Below are 23,906 nucleotides of genomic sequence, written 5' to 3' on the forward strand. Positions count from 1 at the left end.
GTTTATGAAAATAAGGGGATGGCCCGGCGCCCGACCGGAAGAGCCCTTTCTTCGGACGCTCGTAAATCATGCGATCAAGCTGGCCAATTGACTCAGCGGCGGCAAAATGATCATTTTGGCCAGTTGCAAAAACAACAGCACCGCCAAAGGCGATAAGTCGATCCCACCCAAATCGGGAATAAACTTTCGCGCTACTCGGAGCACCGGTTCGGTCAGGCTGTACAAGATCGAAGAAGCCGCATCGAATGCGCCCGGATTCAACCAGCTCAGCAACGCCCGCGCGAAAATGGAGAAAATCAGGACGTTGAACAATAAATTGATCAGCTCCATGATACCCAGGAGAGTCAGCGCACCGATGCTGATCGAGATGCCTCTGAGCATCCAGATGGCAAAATCGGCCAGCATCTGCAGGGAAAGCATCAGCACCAGGGAAGACGTGTCGATTTTCCCGACCGGTGGAATGTAACGCCGTAACAGCCGCAACGGCGGCTGCGTCAATTTGACCAGAAATTGAGAAATCGGATTGTAAAAGTCCGCTCCGCACCATTGCAGCAAAAACCTCAGCATCACTGCGAGAATGTACAGCGAGGACAAGGACTCTATAATCAAAATAATGGGATTGGTTAAATAGGTGGCATCCATCAGTTGGGCTCCGCTTGTTTGGACATTTCTATGGACCGGTCTCTGGCGGCATGCAGGGCCTTATTAACCAGTTCGCTAAACCCTCCTTGCTGGAATGTTTCGATAGCCCGCTGAGTGGTACCTCCCGGAGACGTGACCCTCTTGCGCAGTTGTTCCGGCGATTCGGCCGACTCCAGCGCAATCTTGGCCGCGCCGAGGGCCGTTTGCTGGACCAGCAGGCGCGCCGTTTCCTCGTTCAGACCCAATTCCACGGCCGTTTTTTCCATGACTTCCATCAGCAAGAAGAAATAAGCCGGACCGCTGCCGGAGACCGCGGTCACCGCATCCAGTTGGCTTTCATCCTGCACCCAGAGAGCGATGCCTACCGAACGCAGGATCGTCTCCGCCAGGTTGCGCTGCTCGGCCGATACTTGACTATTGGCGTGCAGCGCCGTTGCGCCCGTTAACACCAGCGCCGGCGTATTGGGCATGCAGCGAACGACCGCCGTTTCCGCGCCCAGCCAGCGGCTCAGGCTGCGCTGAGTGATGCCGGCCGCGATCGAGACCACCAGCGTTTTTTTCTGCCGGATCAAGTCCGCTATCTGCTGCGCAACGTCGCCCATGATCTGCGGCTTGACCGCCAGCACGATCACTTCCGCCTCGTTGACAACGGCTTCGTTGCTGGCCGAAACGTTGACTTTCAGCTTATCCTCCAGAGATTTCAAGGTGTCCGGATTGATGTCGGACACCCATATGTTCCGGGAAGCGTGACCGCTGGCGATCAGCCCGCTGATCAGACTGGATGCCATGTTGCCCCCGCCGATAAAACCAATTTTATGCGTCTTCATTGTTACCTTGTCTTGTTCGATTGAAAGTATTTTACCCTATATAAGGTTCAGGTGATAAATCACAAGACTTTTCGGATAAAATGACTCGAATATCGCAAGTACCGTTCTCTCCCAGATGATTGAAACCCTTTACATAGAAGAAAATGTCCGGCAGCATCCGAGAGTGGCCGGGCTGCTCCGGCGTTTTCCGAAAGCCAGACAAATCATCTGCAGGCGCTACGGCGAAGTATTTAATCCGAAAGCCCAGAACTTCAGGCTGCAAAAACGCCGGCCCGCGCTCATCCTGGCTGAAAAGCATAAAAACTTCATACTGGAAGCCCCTTCGGGCTACGGCATCGGTGCGCGCAGAAATTATTATTTTTCGCACATGCTCAACTGTTTATACGACTGCCGGTACTGCTTTTTGCAGGGCATGTACCAATCCGCCCACTATGTGCTATTCGTCAACTACGAAGATTTCCAGCAGTCCATCCGTGAGTTATGCGCCGATTTCCAGGATGAGGACATCCATTTTTTTTCCGGCTACGATTGCGACAGCCTGGCCCTGGAGCCTGTCACCGGCTTTGCCGGACACTTTCTGCCGTTTTTCGACCGGCTTCCCAATGCTTGGCTGGAACTGCGCACCAAAAGCACCCAAATCCGTAATTTACTGAACCGCCCGCCCCTGCCCCGCTGCATCGTCGCCTTCAGCCTCAACCCCGAGGACGTCGCCGCCAAAGTCGAAGAGAAGGCGCCGCCGCTGCATCGGCGGCTGCAGGCGATGGCCCGGCTGCAGGAACAAGGCTGGCTTTTGGGGCTCCGCTTCGACCCTTTGATCTATCAGTCGGATTATCAAGACCAATACCGGCAATTATTCGAGCAGGTTTTTTCCATCGTCGACCCGAAAAAACTGCATTCGGTCAGTCTGGGTACGTTCCGCCTACCTGAGTCCTACTTTAAAAAGATGCACAAACTGTATCCGGACGCGAAATTATTCGCCGGGCCCTTAAATGCCGCAGGCGGCATGATGACTTACCGGCAGGAACTGGAGCAGGAGATGATCGAATTCTGCTCCAGTCGGCTGCTCAACCATATTCCTTCGGCTATTTTTTTTCCATGCAGAGTCTGAAACGTACGGTGCTGGTCACCGGAGCCAGCTCCGGCATCGGCCGGGCCATTGCCCGAAACTTGTTGTTGCAGGGGCACCGGGTCATCGGCGTCTCCCGCGACCCAGGCAAATTTGCCGGAGAACGGGACGGCTTCACGCCGGTACGGATGGATTTAAGCCGTTTACCCGAACTGCCTGCCGAGATGCAACAGATCTTGAAGCGGTTTCCCGAGCTCGATTCGGTGGTGTTTTCGGCAGGACTGGGTCAATTCGGCTCGCTGGAAGAATTTTCGTACGCACAGATCGACTATCTGATGACGGTCAATTTCACCAGCCAGGTTTTTTTGACCCGCGCGGTCCTGCCGATGCTGAAGCAAAAGAATTCGAGCGATTTGATTTATATCGGCTCGGAAGCGGCCCTGAAAGGCGCCCGCAAAGGCTCGATCTATTGCGCCGGCAAATTTGCCCTGCGCGGCTTTACCCAGGCGCTCAGGGAGGAATCGGCCAAAAGCGGCGTGCGCGTCTGCCTGATCAATCCCGGCATGGTCAAAACCGAGTTTTTCGAACAGCTCTCGTTCGAACCGGGCGACGACGAAACCAATTTCATCTTGCCGGGCGACGTCGCCGAAGCGGTATCGTACGTGCTCAATTCACGCAACCGGATCAGCATCGACGAAATCAACCTCAGTCCATTGAACAAGGTCGTCAAATTCAAGAAACCGATCCTTTAGGAAGGACAGGCCTGCAGGTTGAAGCGAAACTCTAAGACCGGAGCTTTTTCGAAAGGCCGAAAAAGCCGTACCCGATATCGATCGTTTTCGGTTATCTCCCGGCGGCTTCCAAAGAATGTTTGCCCAACAAGGCCGCCGCGGCGATGAACGCGGGCACGGCCAGCAACGTGAAGGTTTGCGCCAGGGCCAGTTGATATGGAGCCAGAAAAGCGCCGGCAAAGGCGCCGCAAATACCGCCGACGCGGCCGACGCCGAGCATCCAGGCCACCCCCGTCGCCCGGGCCGTGGTCGGATAAAATCCGGCAGCCAGGGACGCCATCGAGGTCTGCGCTCCGGTCATCGTGGTGCCGGCCAAAAACAGCAGGACGCTGAACAGTGCAAGATCGGCCGTGCCCTGTCCTACCGCATAAAAAAACACCGCGGTCAGCGTATAGCCGACGGCGATAATCTTGTGCGGATTCCATCGGTCCATCAACCAGCCCGAGACGATCGTGCCCGCCCCGCCTCCGAGCGGAAACAAGGCCGTCAGCAAAGCGGCCTGAGACAACGGCATGCGGATGTCTTTCAATAATGTCGGCAGCCAGCTCATCAAGAAATAAAAAATCAGAAGGCCCATGAAATAAGTCAGCCACAGCATCAGCGTTCCAACCCAATACGATCTCGACAGCACCAGGGTAAAGGGCGATTTTACGGAATCCGTGCGCTCTTCGCTCATCGTGAAACGAGTCACCTGATCGAGATTTTGCCGGGTGATCCTGGAGAGCACCCGACGGATTTTCGCCGTTGGTTTATTCATCGCGACCAGATAACGGGCCGATTCCGGCAGTGCGGCCGCAAGAAACAGGCTTAAAATCAACGGCGTCAACCCGCCAGCCAGCAAAACGCTGCGCCAACCGAACTGAGGAATCAGCCAGGAAGAGACAAATCCGCCCAAGGATGCGCCCAACGGAAAACCGCAGAACATCGTATTGACGATGAAGGAGCGCCGCCGCTCGGGCGCGAACTCGGACATCAGGGTGATGGCGTTGGGCATGGCGGCGCCGAGGCCGAGGCCTGTCAGAAAACGCAGAATCACCATCGTTTGAAGATCGTACGCAAACGCCGTGACCAGGCTCCAGCCGCCGAAAAACAATACCGACAGGAGCAGGACGGTCTTTCGACCGAAACGGTCGGCCAGAGGTCCTGCAAAGAGCGCTCCGGCCGCGAGGCCGAACAAGGCCGCGCTTAAAATCGGCCCCAGGTCGGACCTTTTAACCGACCATTCCTGAATAAGGGCGGGGACGAGATACCCCATCACCGCGGTATCGAAGCCATCGACTACGACGATTAAAAAGCACAAAACCAGAATCAGCCATTGATACCAGGAAAACGGCTGTTCGTTAATCACGGCGACTACGTCTTTTTGCATGGAAAGCCCGGGCAGGAAATTGTAATGGCGGCCGGATCCCGAGCCGATGCCTGCCCTGATGCCGTGGCCGGACGGGAAAAACGAATAACCGGTGCAGTTTAGCGTGTATGGTAAATTCATTTGCGTCCGGGCCCCATCCGGGCGAATGACTTCGCCCCTTGCGCAAACGGAAACGCTCTATAACATCAAAAAATCGGCCAGTTGTTGCCCAAGAACCGCTTCTTGAGCGGCCTGCGCTTTATCTTCTTGAGTATTATAACCCCACAACGCAAACACGAGCGCCACATCGCTCAGCGCATCGTCTTTCCGCACGGCCAGCAACGCCGGCAGACGGTCTTCGACGAAGCAAAGCCGCTGGCCGGGATGGTCTTTCATCAAAGACTTCAGAATTTCCGGCTTGCTCATGTTGCGATCCAGGCCGTAGATTTTTTCTTTCGCCAGCTCGATCCGGTTTGCCCTTAAAATGTGGCTGACGAAGCGTTCCTGTTTGGTCGTCACGATGTACCAGTTTGCTTGCTTATCCAGAGCTCGCAATTTCTCGGGAATGCCTTCGAACAGCGGATTCATGCGGATCCAGTCGCTCAGATCGGCTTCAATCCAGAGGTCCCGGGTTTCTCCGAACAATTTTTTCAGATCGCCGGACGTGACTCCGGCCTGTTCCATCAGATTCCGGCTTTTTTCGGCAAAATCGGTGTAAACGTCTTCGACAGAGTCGCCAAGGTAAAGCAGACGCATCGCCAGGATGGCTTCATAGCCGGTTTCGATGATCGGCCTGACTCGGCGAAAAGCATCGATCATCTCGGGCGGTACGGCTTCGGGCACGTCGCGCCAGATCCGGCCGGCGCATTTCCAGCCGGTGACGGCGGTTTCCACGGCGCTGTCGCAGAGGACTCCGTCGAAATCGAGCGCATAGACAATAGAATGGTTCATCAAGTTAAAATGGCCCTGTATCGGTTAATAAAAAAGGGCACGTGACGTGCCCTTTTTGTTGGTTTTTTAGCGCGACCTTACATCATGGATTTGACTTTGGCCATGATGCCGACCGGGTCGAGGCCTTGATGCGGGAATTGCTCCCACAAACCGCCGCAGCCTTCCTTGTGGGTGCCGATGTGCGCGAACTTCGGCGTGAAGCCGCGCTCCAGCAGCCAGGTGCCGTAGCGGCTGCCCAGACCGGTCTTGCGGTTGAACGATTCGACGACCAGTACCAGCGGCGACTTGCCGACCTTGGCCAGCATGTCTTCGTCGATCGCGTTCAGGGTCGGCTTGTTGATCAGGCCGACGTCGATGCCTTCTTCCTTCAGGCGCTCGACCGCATCCAGCGCGCGGTACAAGGCTTCGCCGAAAGCGACGACGTAGCCCTGGGTGCCTTCGCGGATCACTTCGTCCTTGCCGGAAACGAATTTGTAATCGCCGCCGAAACGCTCGTTGCCTTTCTCGTCCAGAATCAAGGGCACTTTCGAACGGGTCGAGAAGATGAAACGCAGGCCCGGGTTGTGAAACACGGTCTCGACGCAGGCGCGCATCTGGTTCGGGTCGGCCGGGAAGTACAGGTTGGTCGGATACGCATCGTCCAGACCGTTGTCGGCAAACATGTTGTTCAGACCGAAATGGCAGGTGTTGTCGGCCATGTCGTCGATGCCGGAATGCGAGTAATGGCTGAGCACGTTCGAGTGGTTCAGGCGCGCCATCGTGATTTCGGAAATGTTCATTTCCAAAAATGCGCTGAACGTGCCGAAAATGCCCTGCTTGCCCTTTTCCATGCCAAAGCCGGCCGCCGCGGAGAAGTTACCGCGCTCCATGATGCCGGAGGCGATGAACACCTCGGGATGCGCGTCGTGGATTTTTTTCAGGCCGCAGGAGCCTTCGAGGTCGCTGTCGATGACGCGGACTTTTTCGATGCGCTCTTCCTTGCTCATCTTGTTCAGCACCGCCACCGCCGCGTCGCCGAACACGTTGCGGTTCGCGTCCCATTTGTCGCTGGAGCCCTTGAAGGTATAGTTCTGCTTGGCCGGCGTGGCGCTTTTCAACAGTTCGATCGCTTCCGTATAGCCGCGCGCCTCGAGATATTCGATCGCGTGTTTGACCGAAATCACGTCGTGGCCGTGGTTCGAGCCTTCGATGCCCGGAATGCCGGGACACATTTTCCGGTGATTGATCACCGCGACCGGGCCGTCGGTGTTGATTGCCTGGATGATTCGCGCATACAGGCCGTCGAGGTCTTCGCCGTCGCCTTCCAATACCGTCACGCCGTGGCCGCGCAGGGTTTGTGCAGTCGAGCAGCCCTTCAGGTAATGCGACGGATGGCCGGCGATCGTGACGTCGTTGTCGTCGATCAGCAATTTGACGTTCAATCCTTGCGCCACGGACAGGCGCGCCGCTTCGGCGTCGTCGCCTTCCTGCTGCGAGCCGTCGGAGCCCAGGCAGAAAACGGTTTTTCCGGGATTCGCCATCGCCACGCCGTTCACGTACGGCCACATGTGGCCGAGACGGCCAGAGCTGAATTTGACGCCGGGCGTAAAGCCCAGCTCGGGATGGCCCGGCAGGTGCGAATGCGCTTCGCGGTACAGCATCAGTTTTTCGGCCGGCATGTCGCCGTTCAACACCGACATCAGATATTGCGTGGCGACGCGGTGGCCGGCTTCGTCGAAGAAGACCGGCACGAATTTATCGGAGCTGTGAAACAACGCATCCATGATCATCACTTCCGGTACGGTGTCGTACGGGCCGCCGGTATGACCGCCCACGCCTCTGGCCGCTCCGGTCGCAGTAAAGAAAACGATGGCGTCCCGGCAAAGCTGAATGTTGGCTTTAAGAGCGGCTTTTTGCTCTGCGGTCAGGGTGGTGCTGCCGGGATTGAGGGATACGCGCTGATAAGCGCCAAGATCTATCGGGAATTTAGACATAGTTCTTCTCTTGATTGGAAATGTAGGTTCTTGGTTGTACGTTTAATCAGTTTCCAATAGATAAATCAGATATCAAGGCCGGAACCGTCACCGATACGACGGCAGCGCCCGTTTCCGGATAGGCTGCCTTCAATGGGCTCGCACCTTTTCAGCGGATTTTCATCCGCCGCTTCATTCTCATTTATTGGTGTTTTTTATTTTATGCGCGGTCCATCGACAAACATTCAGCCTGCTTCGGAACGGCGAGAGGACGGCTGAACCTTGCCTACTCGAAAACAAGTGACTCATTTTAACTTAAAAAACCGGATGGGTATAATTCCTGAAATAATTTCCGTCTACCGGGCCGGTACGCGCGCGCATCCTTTACCCATACGTCAAAGAAACGGGTCAGGACAATGCCGCCAGGACGCTGTCGTAGTCGGGCTCGTGAGTCAGCTCGTTGACCAATTGGGTATAGGAAATCTTGTCATTCTCGTCGACGACGATCACCGCCCGGGCCGTCAAACCGGCCAGAATCGAATCGGTCAGCCTGACGCCGTAATCGTCGGCAAAACCGGACCGGAACGTGGACAAGGGAATCACGTTGCTTAAGCCTTCCGTCTCGCAAAACCGGCTTTGCGCGAAGGGTAAATCGGCGGAAATCACCAAAACGACGGTATTCTCCAGTTTATTCGCCTTTTCGTTGAATTTGCGGGCGGAAGCGGCGCAGACCGGAGTATCCAGGCTGGGCACGATATTCAGGATTTTTCGCTTGCCGGCATAAGTGGCTAAAGTCACGTCGGCCAGCTTGCCGTTCACCAGTTTGAAATCGGGAGCCCGGCTGTCTACTGCTGGCAATTCGCCGGAAGTATGAAGGGGCTTTCCTTGAAATGCGATGGTGGCCATGGCGGTGTCTCCTCTGTCGGATCGTTATGGATGGGGAAGCAGCGATTCTATACCCATTGGCGACGTCATCTCAATAGTCTCCGGCAAGCCGGGCGATTTTTTCCGGGACGGTCGGCCCGGCTCGCTGCGCCCGCAAAAACCGGCTATTTTTTCTTGGAATGCCGGATCAATCGTTGGCGTTTTTGTTGCTGACGCTCCGTCAGCGGGTTTTTTCTGCCGTGGAATGGATTTTCCGGCGACTTGAATTCGAGCCGGACCGGAGTGCCTTTCAAATCCAGTTGAGCACGAAAATAATTCATCAAATAGCGCTTGTAGGAATTCGGCAAGGCATCGGTCTGCACGCCGTGAATCACCACCGTCGGCGGATTGCGCCCGCCCTGATGGGCATACTTCAGCTTGATGCGACGGTTGTCCACCATGGGCGGCTGATGAGCCTCGGTCGCCTCTTTCAGAATCCGGGTCAGCATCGGCGTGGACATGTCGAGCATGGCCGAAGCGTACAAGGCATGGATCACGTCGAACAGCTTGCCGACGCCGCTGCCGTGCAGCGCGGAAATAGGATGTTTTTCGGCAAAATCCAGAAACGACAACTTGAGATCAAGCTGCCGCCGGACGGTTTCTTTTTGTTCCGGACTCAGGCCGTCCCATTTGTTCAGCCCGATAATCAGCGCCCTGCCCGCCTCCAGCACCAGACCCAACAGATGGGCGTCCTGATCGGTGACGCCTTCGCTGGCGTCGATCAAGTAAATGACCACGTTCGATTTTTCAATCGCCTGCAAGCTCTTGACCACGCTGAATTTCTCGATCGATTCCGAAATCTTGCTCCGCCGGCGCATGCCGGCCGTATCGATCAGGGTAAACAGTTTGCCCTGGCGCTCGAAAGGAATGTAAATGCTGTCGCGGGTCGTGCCCGGCTGATCGTAGACCACCACCCGTTCCTCGCCCAGCAGGCGATTGACCAGGGTCGATTTGCCGACGTTGGGCCGGCCGACCACCGCGATGCCGATGCCTTTCGCAGTCTCTTCGACGATTTCCTCCTCGTTCGGCAGCAACCGGTCGATACTGGCCAATAATTGAGGGACGCCCCGGCCGTGGGTCGCGGAAATAAGTACCGGCTCGCCTAACGCCAGGGAGTAAAAATCGGCGGCCGCCACGTTCGAATCGATGCCGTCAGTCTTGTTGACGACAAGAATGACCGGCTTGTTCAATTTCCTTAAATTGTCGGCGATGATCTTGTCGGAAGCGCTCAAGCCGGCGCGCGCATCGACCAGAAAGAACACGACGTCGGCTTCTTCCAAGGCGATCCGGACCTGTTTTCCGGCAATGCTGTCGATGCCCTCGGCATCGTCGGCGATGCCGCCGGTATCGACCACGAGACAAGCCCGCTTGCCGTGCTTGATGCGGCCGTACTGCCGGTCTCTGGTCAGGCCCGGATAATCCGCCACCAAGGCTTCCCGGCTTTTGGTCAAGTAATTGAATAAAGTCGACTTGCCGACGTTGGGCCGGCCGACCAGGGCTATAACGGGTAACATAGTATCGGACTTTAATCCATGAGGTGAGAGGGGGCAACGCCATGCAAAGACCGCAGCACGGGCTGCGGCAATCGGTCTTTACTGTAACGGCAGCGCCTCGCGTAAAGATTTTCTTGAGGATTCGGAATCGCCTCTCCGAATCAGGTCTTATCGAGCTTTTACAGCAGCCAGAGCGCCGTCCTTCGCATAGACGACCACGGTATCGTCCGCCACCACCGGTCTCGCGTCGATGGGGCCGTCGGTAATCTTGACGCGGGCCAGTTGCCTGCCGTCGGTGGTCGACAACCAATGCACGTAACCTTCAAGGTCTCCGGTCACGACATAGCTGTGATAGGCGGCGGGCGCCGTCAGTCTTCGATTCTGCAGATCCTTCTGTTTCCACAGCGGCGAGCCGGTCCGGTGATCCAATTGCATGACGTGACTTTCGGTATCGACCAAGTAGAGATAATCGCCGTCGCTGCTGATGCCGGAGCTGGAGGATATGTCTTCCTTGCGCCACAAGACGTCGCCGTCCAGTTCCGAAACGGCGCCGATGCCGCCGTGATAGCTGGCGACATAAATCACGCCGCCGCTCTCGATGGGATCGGCGTCCAGGTCGACCAGACGTTCGATTTCGGACCTTCCTTTCGGCAGAGCAATGCTGGTTTCCCACGAAAATTTGCCGTCGTCCAAGCGTAACGCCATCAGCTTGCCGCTGTCTTCGCCGCTGATTACATTGTCTTCCACGACGATAGGCGAACCGGTACCGCGAATACTCAGCGCGGGCACGCTGCGGACGTAATTCCAGAGCCTCTTTCCGGTTTTCTCGTTCAAGGCGACGATCGAACCGTCGGTCGTACGCACGATCACGGTCCCGGAAGAGACGACCGGAACCGAAAGCACTTCGCTGGTCACGAGCGCTTTCCAGAGAATGTCGCCGTTTTCGCTATTGAGAGCGACCACTTCCGCATCGGTCGTTCCCAAAATAACCGTACCGGCGCCAAGCCCCGGCCCACCGGAAAAATGAAATTCGGTCTCGGCTTCCCAGAGCAAGTCTCCGTCCGATAAATTCCTGGCTTCCACCAAACCTTCCCGGTCCGCAGCAAACACCTTGCCGCCGCCCACGGCCGGCACCAATTTTAAAGACTGCTCTTCGGATCCGACTCCGACCGTTTCCTTCCAGAGCACTTCCAACTGGATTTCCGGGGTGTATTCGGCAAGCGGTTTGGGCGGTTCCGAATTATCGGCGCCGCCCAGAAAAAAATCGGTTATGCCCGAGAGTCCTTCGCCGATCGACTCAGCCGCGGAACATCCGGCCAGACTCAAGGCCGCCAATAAAATGATCCAATGCATTATTTTTGAGTCTGCACTCTTTCCGGAGCGGTCAGATCCTCGATTTTAAGTTTTAACAGCGGAGACTGATGACCGCTTCTTAAAGCCTTTTCGTAGGAGGTGCGCGCTTCGTCGGTCCGGTCGAGGGCCACCAGCAAATCGCCGGTCAGTTCGTCGTAACTGCCGGCAAAACCGGCTTCGGTCGCCGGATCGATTTCGCTGATCAACTGCAGGCCCTGTTCGAACTCGCCGCTCGCCATCATGACCCGAACCAGCCTCAATTTCGCTACATTGCTCAGTTCCTTGTCCGAATGGGCGGCTACCGTCTTCAGGATTTCCTTGGCTCCCGCCAGATCGCCCTGCTCGGCTTTCAGTTTGGCCTGCATCAGCCCGCCGAAATGGGCGTATTCGCTATTCTTGAACTCTTGCTGCAGACGCTGGCCGAGCTTTTCGGCCGACTCTTTTTTGTTTTCCGCAACGGCTTTCAGGTACTGGGTGTAAAGATTCGAGGCCTGTTCGGCTTTTTCCTGCCGGTGAGTCTGCCAAAAGTTCCAGCCCACGATCAGAGCGATGCCCAACGCCACTCCGATAATCGATGCCGGACCGTTCTCTTTCCACCATCTTTTCAATGCTTCAAGCTGTTCTTCTTCTGTATCGTAAATAGCCACTGTTGTCCTCGATTGAATGTGTGAACGGTTAACTGGATTTTCCGAAACGGCCGGTTAAAAAGGCAATCGCTTCATCTCGGGATAACGTTTGCTGGAGACCGGTCGAGTCGTTTTCCCCGCGTAAGGATTTAAGCCCGACCTTGCCTTCCGCAACCTCATCCTCTCCCAGAATGACGGCGAATTCGGCGCCCGACTTGTCGGCTTTTTTAAACTGGCTTTTGAAATTGCCGCCGCCGCAATGAAGCTGAAGTTTTAACGAAGGAATTTCATTCCTGAACGTTTCGGCCAACCGCAATCCTTCCCGCTCGGCTTTTTCGCCGACCCGAATCAGGTAAACGTCCACGTCCCCGGCTACCGAAATCTGATCGAGCGTTTCCATCAGCGCCAGCAAACGTTCCATGCCCATCGCAAACCCCACCGCATGACTGGCTCTTCCGCCCAATTGTTCGATCAGGCCGTCGTAGCGGCCGCCGGCGCATACGGTGCCCTGGGAACCCAGTTCGTCGGTCACCCATTCGAAAACGGTCTTGCCGTAATAATCCAGTCCGCGGACCAGGCGGTAATTGATTTCGTACTCGATGCCCAGATCGTCGAGAATCGACCGCAAGGCGTCAAAATGACCCAGGCTGTCCTCTCCCAGATAATCCATCAAGACCGGAGCGGCCTCCACCACGGCCTTCATTGCCGGGTTTTTGGTGTCGAGGATCCGCAACGGATTGGCGTCCAGACGGCGCAGGCTGTCGACGTCCAGTTGTTCCAGGTGCCGGCGGAAATAATCCACCAGGCTGTCCCGGTACACGGCCCTTTCCTGCAAAGTGCCCAGCGAATTCAGTTGCAATTTGACTTTGCTCCGCACGCCGAGCCGGTTCCACAGCCGATGCATGATTAAAATCAGTTCCGCATCGATATCGGGGCCGGCCAGACCGTAAGTTTCAACGCCCAGTTGATAGAACTGCCGGTAGCGCCCTTTTTGCGGACGTTCGTGGCGATACATCGGGCCGTAATACCATAATCTTTGCACTTGATTATGGATCAGTCCGTGTTCGAGACAGGCCCTAAGGCAGCCTGCGGTGCCTTCGGGGCGCAGGGTCAACGAATCGCCGTTGCGGTCGTCGAAGGTATACATTTCCTTTTCAACGATGTCGGTGACTTCACCGATCGAACGTTTGAAAAGTTCGGTTTTTTCCACGATCGGCAGACGAATCTCGCGATACCCATAGCCTGCGAGCACTTCCCGGATGATTTGCTCGGCATGCTGCCAAAGCGGCGTCTGGTCTGGAAGCACGTCGTGCATTCCTCGGATTGCTTGTATATTGTTTGCCATGCGTTGGACGGGCGGTTACTCGGAAATGGACCGGATCTTGTTTGCTTCGTTCGAAAGGGGAAATTTTTCCAGTAACAGGTTTCGATATTCTTTCGCCCGGTCGGTATTGCCCAGGGCGCGCTCCGTTTGAAAAGCGACGAACAAGGTTTCCGGCGTATGGGAGGCAACGCTCAAATAGCGTTCCAGGAAGCCTTTGGCGGCCCACAGATCGCCTTTTTGATAACTGATCTTTTGCATGCCCGCCAGAGCCGGCGCATAGGCTTTGCTCGACTCCAGGGCCTGCCGCAAATACGGTTCGGCCTTTGCTCTGTCGCCTTTGTTCAAGAGGCAGCGGCCGGCATTGGTCAGGGCAATCCACGGCCGTTCGTTTAACGGATCGGAACCCGCCTGGGCCAACAGGGCCAAGCCTTTGTCGGTCTCGCCGCGGTCGCATAAAAAGCGGCCGAAGTTATTCTGCACTCTGACGTCGTCCGGATTCAAGTTCAGCGCAGTTTCGTATTCGTTTTCGGCGTCGTCGTACTGCTTCATTTTTTCATACAAGAACGCCAGGGAATTGTGCGCCTCGGCATTGCCCGAATCGTAGTCGACCGCCTTTTCCAGATTCTCTTTCGCAATATCCAGCTTGTTCAGATTCATGTAGCGTACGCCCAACTGCAAGTAGGTATCCGCCTTTTCCTTTTTTTTGGCGCCGGTTTCGCCCAATGAAGCGCAAGCGGTCAGCACGGCAATCATCAGCGCCGGAAGTATGAATCGAGGAAATAGATCAGGCCGCACTGTCGAACCCCATTGCTTTCAGTTTAAGATGCCGACGGCTTTTATCGTCGACCTTGCCGACCAGTTGCCCGCAGGCCGCATCGATGTCGTCGCCCCTGGTCTTTCTGACCGTGGTGACGATCCCCGCCTCGTTCAATAAGGTTTTGAAGCGGTGAATCGTATGATTGCTCGAACACCGGTAGGGCGAGCCCGGAAACGGATTGAACGGTATCAGATTCAGCTTGGACGGCACCGTTTTCAATAATTTGATCAGGCCGCGGGCGTCTTCCATCGAATCGTTGACGCCGTCGAGCATGACGTATTCGAAAGTGATCGTGCGCCTCGGAGCCAGTTTGGCGTTGTCCCGGCAGGCCTCCATTAATTCCTTCAACGGATATTTTTTATTGATCGGCACCAGTTGATCCCGAAGTTCGTCGGTCACCGCATGCAGCGACACCGCCAGACTGACGTCGCAAACCTGAGTCAACCGGTACATGGCCGGCACCACGCCCGAGGTGCTGATGGTCACCCGGCGCTTGGACAGGCCGAACGCGAAATCGTCCATCATCAGATGCATCGCCGCGACGACGTTGTCGAAATTGAGCAGCGGCTCGCCCATGCCCATCATGACCACATTGGTGATCTTTTTATCCGGGCCGAGGCGTCTTTGCGCCACCAGCAACTGGCCGATGATTTCCGAGGTGCCGAGATTGCGGTTGAAGCCCTGTTGTGCGGTCGAGCAAAACGAGCAGGCCAGCGCGCAGCCGATCTGCGAGGACACGCACAGCGTGCCCCGCCCTTCTTCGGGAATGAACACCGTTTCGACGCGGTTGCCGCAGTGGGTCTGCATCGCCCATTTCCGGGTGCCGTCGGAAGCGATTTGCTCGACGACGACTTCCGGGGTGGCGATGTGGCCATGCTCGGCCAGATAGGAGCGCAGCGGTTTGCTCAGGTTGGTCATCCGGTCGAAATCGTCGACGCCTTCCTGATAGATCCACTTCATCAACTGAGTCGCCCGAAACGGCTTTTCCCCCAGAACGGCAAAAAAAGCCTCCAGGCCCTTTCTGTCGAAGTCGAGCAGGTTGACGGATTGAGTTTTATCGGGTGCGGGGGCAGAGTTCATTATCCGAGAAAAAGAAAGCGATTTCTTCTTTGGCCGTTTCCGCCGCATCCGAGCCGTGCACGGCGTTTTCGTCGATGCTGTTGGCGAAATCGGCGCGGATGGTGCCGGGCGCTGCATCCTTCGGGTTGGTGGCGCCCATGATGTCGCGATTTTTCAGAATCGCATTTTCGCCTTCCAAAACCTGCATCATCACCGGACCCGAAATCATGAAGGAAACCAGATCCCTGAAGAAAGGACGCTCTTTGTGCACCGCATAAAATCCTTCAGCCTGAGCCTGGGTCAGATGAACCATTTTCGCGGCGACGATTTTCAGGCCGTTCTTCTCGAAACGGCTGTAAATTTCGCCGATCACGTTCCTGGCTACGGCATCCGGTTTAATGATTGAGAAAGTGCGTTCTATCGCCATTGCTTTTGAAACTCCAGATTATAAATTAAGTTAATCGGCCATTATATCCGATCTGTCCCCTATTTCGAAGACAGCAAACGATATTGTCTCGAAGAAGCGGTTGATTAAGGACGATTGTCGATCTCCGCACCCTCTTTGACCGGTGCCATCAGATCTTTCCTCGACACACCCAGCCACAGCAAGATAGGACTTGCAACGAGAACGGACGAGTAAATGCCGAATATGATGCCTATGGTCAGTGCCAACGCAAAATTATGCAGCGCTTCGCCACCGAAAAAAAACATCGCCAACACCATCAGTTGCGTCATCAAGTGCGTAATCACCGTGCGCGACATCGTTGTCGTGATGGCGTTATCGATCATGTCGGGAACGCTCGCATTGCGCATCTTATGGAAATTTTCCCGTACCCGGTCGAATACCACGACCGATTCGTTGACCGAATAACCCAATATCGCCAATACCCCCGCCAACACCGGCAACGTGAATTCCCATTGAAAAAACGCAAACATGCCGAGAATAATCACGATGTCGTGCATGTTGGCGATGATAGCGGCCAACGCGAAACGCCACTCGAAGCGGACGGCTAAATAAGCCATAATGCCCGCTACGACTAACATTAGCGCCAATCCACCACTTTCGAACAATTCCTGGCCGACTTGAGGTCCGACAAAATCGACGCTGCGTAACACGATGCCAGGGTCTTGCTCTTTCAATTTTGCCAATACCATCTCACTCAACTTGACGTTGTTGGTTTCGGGCTTCATTGGCAAACGGATCAGCACCTCTTTCACGCTGCCGATATTTTGCACCGAAAATTCGGTCAGCTTCTGATCTTCCAGAATTTTTCGAATCGTTTCGAGGTTGGCCGGCTGATTGTAACCGACTTCAATTTGGATGCCGCCGGTAAAGTCCAATCCCAAATTAAGCCCTTTAAAGCTTAGTGCCAGTATCGCCAAGATAAAAGTCACCAGCGAAATGGTCGTAGTGACCCGACCATAACGCATAAACGGGATATCGCGTTTAATTTTAAAAAATTCCATTGAATCGCACCTATTAGATAGCCAATTTATCCAACTTACGCCGCCAACCGTAGATACCGTTGACCAACGCTCTCGATACCAGAACCGCACTGAACATGGAGGTTAAAATGCCGATGCACAGCACCAGCGCAAACCCGCGGATGGGGCCCGAGCCCAGCATGAACAACGCGATGCCGGCAATCAAGGTGGTAATATTGGAATCTAAAATGGTCGCAAACGCTCGCTCATAACCGGCATAAATGGCGGCATGGGGAGTCATGCCGATTCTAAGCTCCTCGCGAATTCGCTCGTTGATCAGCACGTTGGCGTCGATCGCCATGCCCACGGTCAGTGCAATGCCCGCCATGCCCGGCAACGTTAGCGTGGCTTGCAGCAAAGACAGCACCGAAACCAGCAGCAACACGTTCACGCCCAACGCGACGACTGAAAAAATTCCGAACAACCGGTAATAGGCAATCATGAACAGAGCGATCGCTATGAAACCGTAGACATTGGAATTGATGCCCTTGCTGATATTTTCCTGACCCAGACTGGGACCGACAGTGCGCTCTTCAACGATATCGACCGGCGCCGCCAGCGATCCCGCTCTGAGCAGCAGCGACAGATTGCGCGCTTCCTGCGGGCTGTCCAGGCCGGTGGTCTGAAAGCGCTTGCTGAAAACGCCCTGAATGGTGGCGACGCTGATGACTTTTTCCACCTTCTTTTTGGTCCGGATTTTCTCGCCGTTGACCGTTTTACTTTCGACCTTGTATTCGATAAAGACTACCGCCATCGGCTTGCCGACGTTGGCCTGGGTGACCTTGCCCATTTTGCTGGCGCCGGCGCCGTTCAGGGTAATGAACACCGCCGGGCGCCCGTCCTGATCCATGCCCGACGAAGCGTCGACGATCTGATCTCCGGTCACGATGATCCGGCGGTCGAGCAGGATCGGAGCGCCGTTCTTTTCATAGTAAAGACGGCTGGTCGCAGGCACGTGGCCGGCAACCGCCTGCTGCACGTCGTGCTCGACGTCGACCAGCCGGTATTCCAGCGTGGCGGTCGTGCCCAGGATTTCCTTGGCGCGGGCCGTATCCTGAACGCCGGGCAACTGGACGACGATGCGGTTGTTGCCCTGCTGCTGAATCACAGGCTCGGCAACGCCCAATTCGTTGACCCGGTTCCGCAGGGTCGTAATGTTTTGCGAAACCGCAAATTTCTTGATTTCCCGAATTTCCTTTTCGGACATTTTCAGCCAGATCTGATCCTGCTGTTCGGCTTCGGTTATATCAAGGCCGCCAAAATCTTTTTTCAAAAGATTCAACGCGGAGGCCTTGTCGTCGGCGGACTTGAGCTTGACTTTTATAAAGTTGTCCTCCTTGGCCACCGATTGATAACGAATTTTGCCGTTTCTCAAGGCCTGGCGCACGTCGTCGTTATAGCGTTCCTCCGCCTGCTTCACGGCCGCGTCCATGTCGACCTCCATCAGAAAGTGAACGCCGCCGCGCAAGTCGAGGCCGAGATACATTGCCTTCGCGCCCAACGCATCGAGCCAGGCCGGGGTCGCCGGCGCAAGATTAAGCGCAACCGTGTAGTCATCGCCCATCTGCTCCCGGAGCAAATCCGCGACCTTGATCTGATCATCGGTACTATTGAAGCGCGCCAGCACCCGGTCGTTCTTGTATTCGAACGCCTTGATCGCAACGCCGGTCGCCTTGATGGCCGACTCGATCTTGTCGGCCCGGGACAGGTCCAACGCCGCCGAATGCGCAGAAGAGACCTGCACGGAAGGGTCATCGCCGTACAAATTCGGCAACGCATAAATCATCGAAATAATGAAGACAGTGATGACTAGAATATTTTTCCAAAGAGGATATTGATTTTGCATTTCTAATATTCCATCGATTTAATCGAGTCTGGGATTGAACCGCCGTCGCCGGCCGGCCACGAATCTTGACGCCGGGTGCGATTTCAGACTTTGGCCTTTTTGGCGATCGCTTTATAGGTCCCTTTCGGCATGATGTTTTCGATGCTGTGGCGTTGCACCTGAATGAAGAGATTGTCGCCGACTTCCAGTTTGACGAAATTGTCGTCCAGATCGGCCACCTTGCCGAGAATACCGCCGGAGGTCACCACTTCGGTGCCCTTGGTCATCGTCGCGAGCATCTGTTTTTTCTCTTTGGCGCGCTTGGATTGCGGGCGCAGGAACAGAAAATAGAAGAACAGCAAGACGCCTACCGGAAACAGCATGCCTTCGATGCCGGGGGCTTGTTGTGCGGCCGGCGCTGCGGCTGCCATCGCGTCGGAAATGAAAAAACTCATGATCATCCTCGTACTTATAATAATGATAAATCGAACTATTATGCCACAGTCGGAACAACTTTACCTCGTTGTTGGTAAAATCTCCTGACAAATTCATCCAGTTCCTGTTGTTCGATGGCATCGCGCAGTCCCTGCATCAGGTGCAAATAATAATACAGGTTGTGGATCGTGTTGAGCCTTGAACCCAGCATTTCTCCGCATTTATCCAGATGCCGGAGATAGGCTCTGGAATAATTCCGGCAGGTGTAGCAGCCGCAGGTTTCATCGAGCGGTCCGGTATCGAACTGATATTGGCTGTTTCTTATCTTGACCACGCCGAAACGGGTGAAAAGATGGCCATTGCGAGCGTTGCGCGTCGGCATCACGCAATCGAACAGGTCGATGCCGCGGCGCACCGACTCGACCAGATCCTCGGGCGTGCCGACGCCCATCAGATAGCGCGGCTTGTCGGCCGGCATTTTCGGGTGCAGCGCATCCAGCGTCGCCATCATTTCCTCCTTGGGCTCGCCGACGGAAAGACCGCCGATTGCGTAGCCGTCGAAGCCGATCGCGGTCAGCCCGTCGATCGATTCCCGCCGCAAATGTTCGTACATGCCGCCCTGAACGATGCCGAACAGCGCCGAAGGATTGTCGCCGTGCGCCTTCTTGCTGCGCTCGGCCCAGCGCAGCGACAGCCGCATCGACTCCGCCGCCTGTTTTTCGGTCGCAGGATAAGGCGTGCATTCGTCGAAAATCATCACGATGTCGGAACCCAGATCCTGCTGCACCTGCATCGATTCTTCCGGCCCCATGAAGATCCTGCGGCCGTCCACCGGCGATTGGAAAGTAACGCCCTCTTCTCTGATTTTTCTCAGCGCACCGAGGCTGAATACCTGAAAGCCGCCCGAATCGGTCAGGATCGGCCTGTCCCAGCGCATGAATTCGTGCAGGCTGCCGTGAGCCCTGATCACCTCCATGCCCGGCCTCAGCATCAGATGAAACGTGTTGCCGAGAATGATCTGTGCGCCCAGGCCGGTTAAATCCTCCGGCGTCAGCGATTTGACCGCCCCATAAGTGCCGACCGGCATGAAAATCGGCGTTTCCACGACGCCGCGGGCAAAAGCCAGTCGGCCGCGGCGGGCATGGCCGTCGGTTTTGATCAGTTTGAATTCCATGTTGTGCAGTGTGACGTAGGCCGCTTGAGCGGCGAATTGCAGAGTTCAATCGGTCCGAATCAGCCCGATCGCCTCGATTCGGAAGAATGATGTGGGATGAGTGCCAATTTCTGTTTTTCAACCCGAAGGAAGTTACCGGCTTTTTCCGGGCACCATCAATACGGCAACGAGGAAGAGCTGTTTCAGGCTGCGTTATATTATAAAGAGAGTCGGACAGAGTTCAAAAGCGACATGAAAATATCTTGTGCCTGATCGAAACCGAAGCGGTCTGCTTCAAACGGTACAAAACCCATTAATCGGTTTCATCGATCTCGAAAAATATCCATCGAATCCGGGGATGAGCCTGTTTGATTTCCCTTTCCATGCGGTTGATTTGCCGGACCGCGTCACCGACGGGCATTTCGGGAGGAAGTTCGGCCTTGACGGTCAGCATCACCGCGTTGCCGTGATTGATCACCCACAGATTGAGCACACGCCGCACGCAGGGCTGGCTTTGCAGATACTGCTCGACGTGAGTGCGAACGTCTTCGACCGATTCTCCGATCAGCAACGAATGAACTTCCCTGCCGACGGCGGCGGCAACCGCAACCAAAAGCAGGCCGATCAGCATGGAACCCGCGGCATCGTAGGCGGTATTGCCGGTGATCATGGTCAGGCCCAGCATCACCAGCGCGATGGCCAGCCCGGCAAGTGCCGCAATGTCCTCGCCGGTGACCACCATCAGTTCGGACGATTGCGTTTCCCGAAACCATTGCCATAACGAGCGCTCGCCTTTTTCGGCCGCCAGTGCTCCCAAAGCCCCTTTCAGAGAAAAGGACTCGAGCCCGATCGCAATCAGCAGGATGAGCAAGGCAATGCCTTCGTTCTCGACTTCATGCGGATTGTTGTAGCGGAGCCAGCCTTCGTAGATCGAAAACAGCCCGCCGACCGAGAACAGAACGATCGCGACCATCATCGACCAGATGTAAGATTCGCGCCCGAAGCCCATCGGATGCTTGCGCGTCGGTTCTTTTTTCGAGCGCTTCATGCCGATCAGCAACAACACTTGATTGCCGCAATCGGCAAAGGAATGGATCGCTTCGGCCAGCAGCGAGCCCGACCCTGTCCAGATGGCCGCGCCCGTTTTCGCCGCGGCAATGCCCAGGTTGGCGCCGAAGGCGTAAAGCACGGCTTTGGTGGAATGATGCTCTGTCATGATCGATGGTCGGCAGTCGAAGATTGTCCTTAAGTTTATCAGGTAGGATCGGCGCCGCCTATGATAATTAAGTCATCGGAAGTTTCCGACGGCCGGAAGATTGCTCGGCTCCCGTCCTCCTTTCCTTGGAGTCTGTCGGCAACATTTTCTTTCTTTCGGAAAATCGCCGGATCGCCAGTGCGCCTCAACCTTATTTACATTTGAACACCATCAGAGTGATGTCGTCCTTGAAGGTCTGGGTCAGGCAAAATTGCTTGAGTTGCTCCAGTAAGGTATCGATCAGTTGCTTCGGCGTCTGTCCCGAGTGGGTTCTGAAAATTTCGCAAACGCGGTCGATGCCGAAAAAGTCGCCCTGGTCGTTCTCCGCTTCGATCAAGCCGTCCGTATAGAGCAAAACGATGTCCCCCTGCTCAAGAGCGAGGGTATTCTCTTCGAATGTGACGTTTTTGTTGACTCCGAGGATCAGGCCTCCCGCATCCAATGCGGTGCAGGTATTGTGAGCGGGCTGAAACAGCAGCGGCGGCGGATGCCCTGCGCTGGCAAAACATAGCCGGCGCGTGCCGATATCGTATTGCATGTAAAAAAGAGTGATGAAAAAATCCGACTTGTCCAGATCTTCGAATAGAAATTGATTGAGCATGGTCATTTTTTCCGACGGCGTCCCCTTCCCGTTGGCCAGCGCCCGGATGGCGCTTCGCGTCTCCACCATGAACAAGGCCGGCCCCAGGGAATGCCCCGACACATCGGCCACGATCATTTCCAGCCGGTTTTCGTTGACGAAAAAATAATCAAAATAATCCCCGCCGACCTGGTCGGCCGGCAAACAGAAGCCGTGCACTTCGAACTGTTCGGTAGCGATCGGCACCGAGGGAGACAACGAAGTTTGAATGGTCCGGGCGATGTTGATTTCATTCCGGGCTACCGCCAATTTGACCTGGGCGTCGCGAATCTGGTGTTCCGCCGCTTTGCGGGAGCTGATGTCGTGGATGAATGCGCTAAAGCTGTAAGCGTTGCCCTCTTTCATCGGTGAAATGCTGACTTCCACGGGAAACTCGGTCTGATCCCGGCGCAAGGCGGTCAGTTCGATCAACCGGTTCAGCATCGGGCCGGCGCCCGTGCGCAGAAAGCGCTGCAAACCCTCTCGATGGGCACGGCGCAGCCGCTGAGGAATGATCAGTTGATCGAGAGGCTGACCCACCGCTTCCAGCCGGGTCCAGCCGAATATTTTCTCCGCCTGCGGGTTCCAGTCGGTAATGATGCCGTAGGAATCCATGATGACGATCGCGCTCAGGGAGCTTTCAATGATCAGCCGTATGCGTTTTTCACTTTCAATCAAAGCATCCTGAAACTGCTTCCGGGCCGTGATGTCCCGGTCGACGCCCCGCCATTTAAGCAATTTTCCGGCCGCGTTGATGATCGGCAGCCCGGTCGACTCGGTAATGACCAGATGTCCGTCCCTGTGCCGGTAATGATTGGTCAGGCCGTAAAAAGGATGATGGATGGAGGCGTAGGACCGTTGATTTTCCTTGTCCTGATCGGTCAGAAATTCCGTATAGTGGCGGCCGATGACCTGATTCACCGTAAAGCCCAGAATCTGGTTGACTGCGGTGCTGCTGTAGATGTAGTAACCGTCGGGATCTTGCTCCCAAAGCCATTCCCCGGCCATGTCCGCCATTTGCCGGAACCGTTCCTCGCTTTCGACCAAAGCGTGTTCAACTTCAAGGCACTGATAGGGGTCGAGTTCGCTGCCTTTCCCGGAAGGGGAGGCTGCCGCCGGCATTTTTTTAACGGATCGGCTTAAATCCTGAAGCAGGACCAGAACCGCATCCGGCGCCTTATTCTGTTTGGACAAAATCCTCAACGACACGAAAACCGGAATTCTGGCTCGCTCACGGGTTTCAATCTCCCCTTTAAAACTTTTACCGGCCGCCGCGTCGTTTAACTGAGACAGGGCGCTTTGCCACGCCTCCCGCTGTTTTCCTTCCGGAAAAATAAAATTAAGATTTTTCTGCAACAGCTCCTGAACGCTGTATCCCAAAAAATCGGCGGCCGAACTATTGACATATCTGACTCTCGGAATAAAAGCATGGCCTTCCTCCGCAGGCTGTAATTTGACAATAATAATCTTGGCGGCGGGAATTTCTTTGATCTGATCCATGGCGATCGCTATAGCGGCTTGAAAAAATTTTTATCTGTCGAACTCCGGCATATCATAAGCATCTTTCTGAAAATTTCAGCTTAAGGCAGACAGGATCGGCAAATTGCATTTTCGTCCGGCCGGCCGTCGGAATGGCGGTCTGTATCGCACCGTGCCGCGGCGAGGCGAGGAATCTTCTTGAAAATCCGCATTCCTTTCGACAAACCCTTTGACCGCTGACAAAGACGGTATGTTTCCCGATGACGGGAGTGCTTTTCAGGAAACAGAGCCGCAACAGCGCTCCAACCCAAAGCGGCCTCGTTCCGGCAAGCCGGCCTATTTTGGCCGAACTCCTCCGCCTGCCGGACGCCGTCACGCTCAAACCAGCGTGCCACGGGCGTTCCAGCCACTGCTTTATTTCCATCGACAATCAGAGTCCTGAGCACGCTCCTGCTTTCAAGTGTAGATTAAGCCCTGAGGTT

21 protein-coding genes are annotated in these 23,906 nt (G+C 55.4%); 2 read left to right on the forward strand and 19 right to left on the reverse strand.

Features of this window, described 5'->3' with window-relative positions:
* Window positions 1–66: 66 nt before the first annotated feature.
* Both A3OW_RS0105820 and proC read right to left on the reverse strand, forming a co-directional pair.
* Window positions 67–642 (reverse strand): YggT family protein, encoded by a 576-nt coding sequence (locus A3OW_RS0105820; protein ID WP_020562488.1) that lies wholly within the window; start codon window positions 640–642, stop codon window positions 67–69.
* Window positions 642–1,469, reverse strand: a complete 828-nt coding sequence (gene proC / locus A3OW_RS0105825; protein ID WP_020562489.1) for a pyrroline-5-carboxylate reductase — start codon at window positions 1,467–1,469, stop codon at window positions 642–644. Before proC ends, A3OW_RS0105820 begins: the two co-directional genes overlap by 1 nt.
* Window positions 1,470–1,584: 115 nt before the next feature.
* Here proC and A3OW_RS0105830 point away from each other — a divergent pair, with 115 nt between their 5' ends.
* On the forward strand, window positions 1,585–2,577 hold the full coding sequence (locus A3OW_RS0105830) for an SPL family radical SAM protein (RefSeq protein ID WP_020562490.1): 993 nt from the start codon (window positions 1,585–1,587) through the stop codon (window positions 2,575–2,577).
* Window positions 2,565–3,287, forward strand: coding sequence for an SDR family oxidoreductase (locus A3OW_RS0105835; protein ID WP_020562491.1), 723 nt, complete (start codon window positions 2,565–2,567; stop codon window positions 3,285–3,287). The genes A3OW_RS0105830 and A3OW_RS0105835 overlap by 13 nt, the downstream gene beginning before the upstream one ends.
* Before the next feature lie 91 nt (window positions 3,288–3,378).
* Here the strand turns inward: A3OW_RS0105835 and A3OW_RS0105840 are convergent, their stop codons facing one another.
* From A3OW_RS0105840 to A3OW_RS0105920, 17 genes are all read right to left on the reverse strand, one after another.
* Window positions 3,379–4,815, reverse strand: coding sequence for an MFS transporter (locus A3OW_RS0105840; protein ID WP_020562492.1), 1,437 nt, complete (start codon window positions 4,813–4,815; stop codon window positions 3,379–3,381).
* Window positions 4,816–4,872: 57 nt separating this feature from the next.
* Complete coding sequence (locus A3OW_RS0105845; RefSeq protein ID WP_020562493.1) at window positions 4,873–5,625, reverse strand: HAD family hydrolase; 753 nt, start codon at window positions 5,623–5,625, stop codon at window positions 4,873–4,875.
* 77 nt (window positions 5,626–5,702) lie between these two features.
* Window positions 5,703–7,598, reverse strand: a complete 1,896-nt coding sequence (locus tag A3OW_RS0105850) for a transketolase C-terminal domain-containing protein (RefSeq protein WP_020562494.1) — start codon at window positions 7,596–7,598, stop codon at window positions 5,703–5,705.
* A gap of 387 nt (window positions 7,599–7,985) precedes the next feature.
* The gene (tpx, locus tag A3OW_RS0105855) at window positions 7,986–8,483 is read right to left on the reverse strand and encodes a thiol peroxidase (protein ID WP_020562495.1); all 498 of its coding nucleotides are present in this window, start codon (window positions 8,481–8,483) and stop codon (window positions 7,986–7,988) included.
* A gap of 143 nt (window positions 8,484–8,626) precedes the next feature.
* The gene (der, locus tag A3OW_RS0105860) at window positions 8,627–10,015 is read right to left on the reverse strand and encodes a ribosome biogenesis GTPase Der (protein WP_020562496.1); all 1,389 of its coding nucleotides are present in this window, start codon (window positions 10,013–10,015) and stop codon (window positions 8,627–8,629) included.
* A gap of 147 nt (window positions 10,016–10,162) precedes the next feature.
* On the reverse strand, window positions 10,163–11,347 hold the full coding sequence (gene bamB, locus A3OW_RS0105865; RefSeq protein WP_020562497.1) for an outer membrane protein assembly factor BamB: 1,185 nt from the start codon (window positions 11,345–11,347) through the stop codon (window positions 10,163–10,165).
* Entirely contained in the window at window positions 11,347–11,994 is a 648-nt protein-coding gene (locus A3OW_RS0105870; RefSeq protein WP_020562498.1) for a YfgM family protein, read from the reverse strand. Before A3OW_RS0105870 ends, bamB begins: the two co-directional genes overlap by 1 nt.
* A gap of 28 nt (window positions 11,995–12,022) precedes the next feature.
* Window positions 12,023–13,318 (reverse strand): histidine--tRNA ligase, encoded by a 1,296-nt coding sequence (gene hisS, locus A3OW_RS0105875; protein ID WP_033411589.1) that lies wholly within the window; start codon window positions 13,316–13,318, stop codon window positions 12,023–12,025.
* Between the two features lie 15 nt (window positions 13,319–13,333).
* On the reverse strand, window positions 13,334–14,092 hold the full coding sequence (gene pilW / locus A3OW_RS0105880; protein ID WP_232422337.1) for a type IV pilus biogenesis/stability protein PilW: 759 nt from the start codon (window positions 14,090–14,092) through the stop codon (window positions 13,334–13,336).
* Window positions 14,082–15,194 (reverse strand): bifunctional tRNA (adenosine(37)-C2)-methyltransferase TrmG/ribosomal RNA large subunit methyltransferase RlmN, encoded by a 1,113-nt coding sequence (locus A3OW_RS0105885; protein ID WP_020562501.1) that lies wholly within the window; start codon window positions 15,192–15,194, stop codon window positions 14,082–14,084. Before A3OW_RS0105885 ends, pilW begins: the two co-directional genes overlap by 11 nt.
* Entirely contained in the window at window positions 15,169–15,600 is a 432-nt protein-coding gene (gene ndk, locus A3OW_RS0105890; RefSeq protein ID WP_020562502.1) for a nucleoside-diphosphate kinase, read from the reverse strand. Before ndk ends, A3OW_RS0105885 begins: the two co-directional genes overlap by 26 nt.
* Before the next feature lie 104 nt (window positions 15,601–15,704).
* Window positions 15,705–16,640, reverse strand: coding sequence for a protein translocase subunit SecF (gene secF / locus A3OW_RS0105895; protein WP_020562503.1), 936 nt, complete (start codon window positions 16,638–16,640; stop codon window positions 15,705–15,707).
* Window positions 16,641–16,653: 13 nt separating this feature from the next.
* Window positions 16,654–18,504 carry a protein translocase subunit SecD gene (gene secD, locus A3OW_RS0105900; protein ID WP_020562504.1) on the reverse strand — a complete coding sequence of 617 codons (1,851 nt, stop codon included), beginning with the start codon at window positions 18,502–18,504 and terminating at the stop codon, window positions 16,654–16,656.
* 83 nt (window positions 18,505–18,587) lie between these two features.
* The gene (gene yajC / locus A3OW_RS0105905) at window positions 18,588–18,938 is read right to left on the reverse strand and encodes a preprotein translocase subunit YajC (RefSeq protein ID WP_020562505.1); all 351 of its coding nucleotides are present in this window, start codon (window positions 18,936–18,938) and stop codon (window positions 18,588–18,590) included.
* A 38-nt stretch (window positions 18,939–18,976) separates the two neighbouring features.
* The gene (gene tgt, locus A3OW_RS0105910; RefSeq protein WP_020562506.1) at window positions 18,977–20,092 is read right to left on the reverse strand and encodes a tRNA guanosine(34) transglycosylase Tgt; all 1,116 of its coding nucleotides are present in this window, start codon (window positions 20,090–20,092) and stop codon (window positions 18,977–18,979) included.
* Window positions 20,093–20,384: 292 nt separating this feature from the next.
* Window positions 20,385–21,287, reverse strand: a complete 903-nt coding sequence (locus A3OW_RS0105915) for a cation diffusion facilitator family transporter (RefSeq protein ID WP_020562507.1) — start codon at window positions 21,285–21,287, stop codon at window positions 20,385–20,387.
* A gap of 190 nt (window positions 21,288–21,477) precedes the next feature.
* Window positions 21,478–23,445, reverse strand: coding sequence for a SpoIIE family protein phosphatase (locus tag A3OW_RS0105920; RefSeq protein WP_020562508.1), 1,968 nt, complete (start codon window positions 23,443–23,445; stop codon window positions 21,478–21,480).
* Window positions 23,446–23,906 lie beyond the last annotated feature (461 nt).

Origin of the sequence: Methylosarcina fibrata AML-C10, assembly GCF_000372865.1 — a bacterium.
In the GTDB taxonomy this organism is placed as follows: Bacteria; Pseudomonadota; Gammaproteobacteria; order Methylococcales; family Methylomonadaceae; genus Methylosarcina; species Methylosarcina fibrata.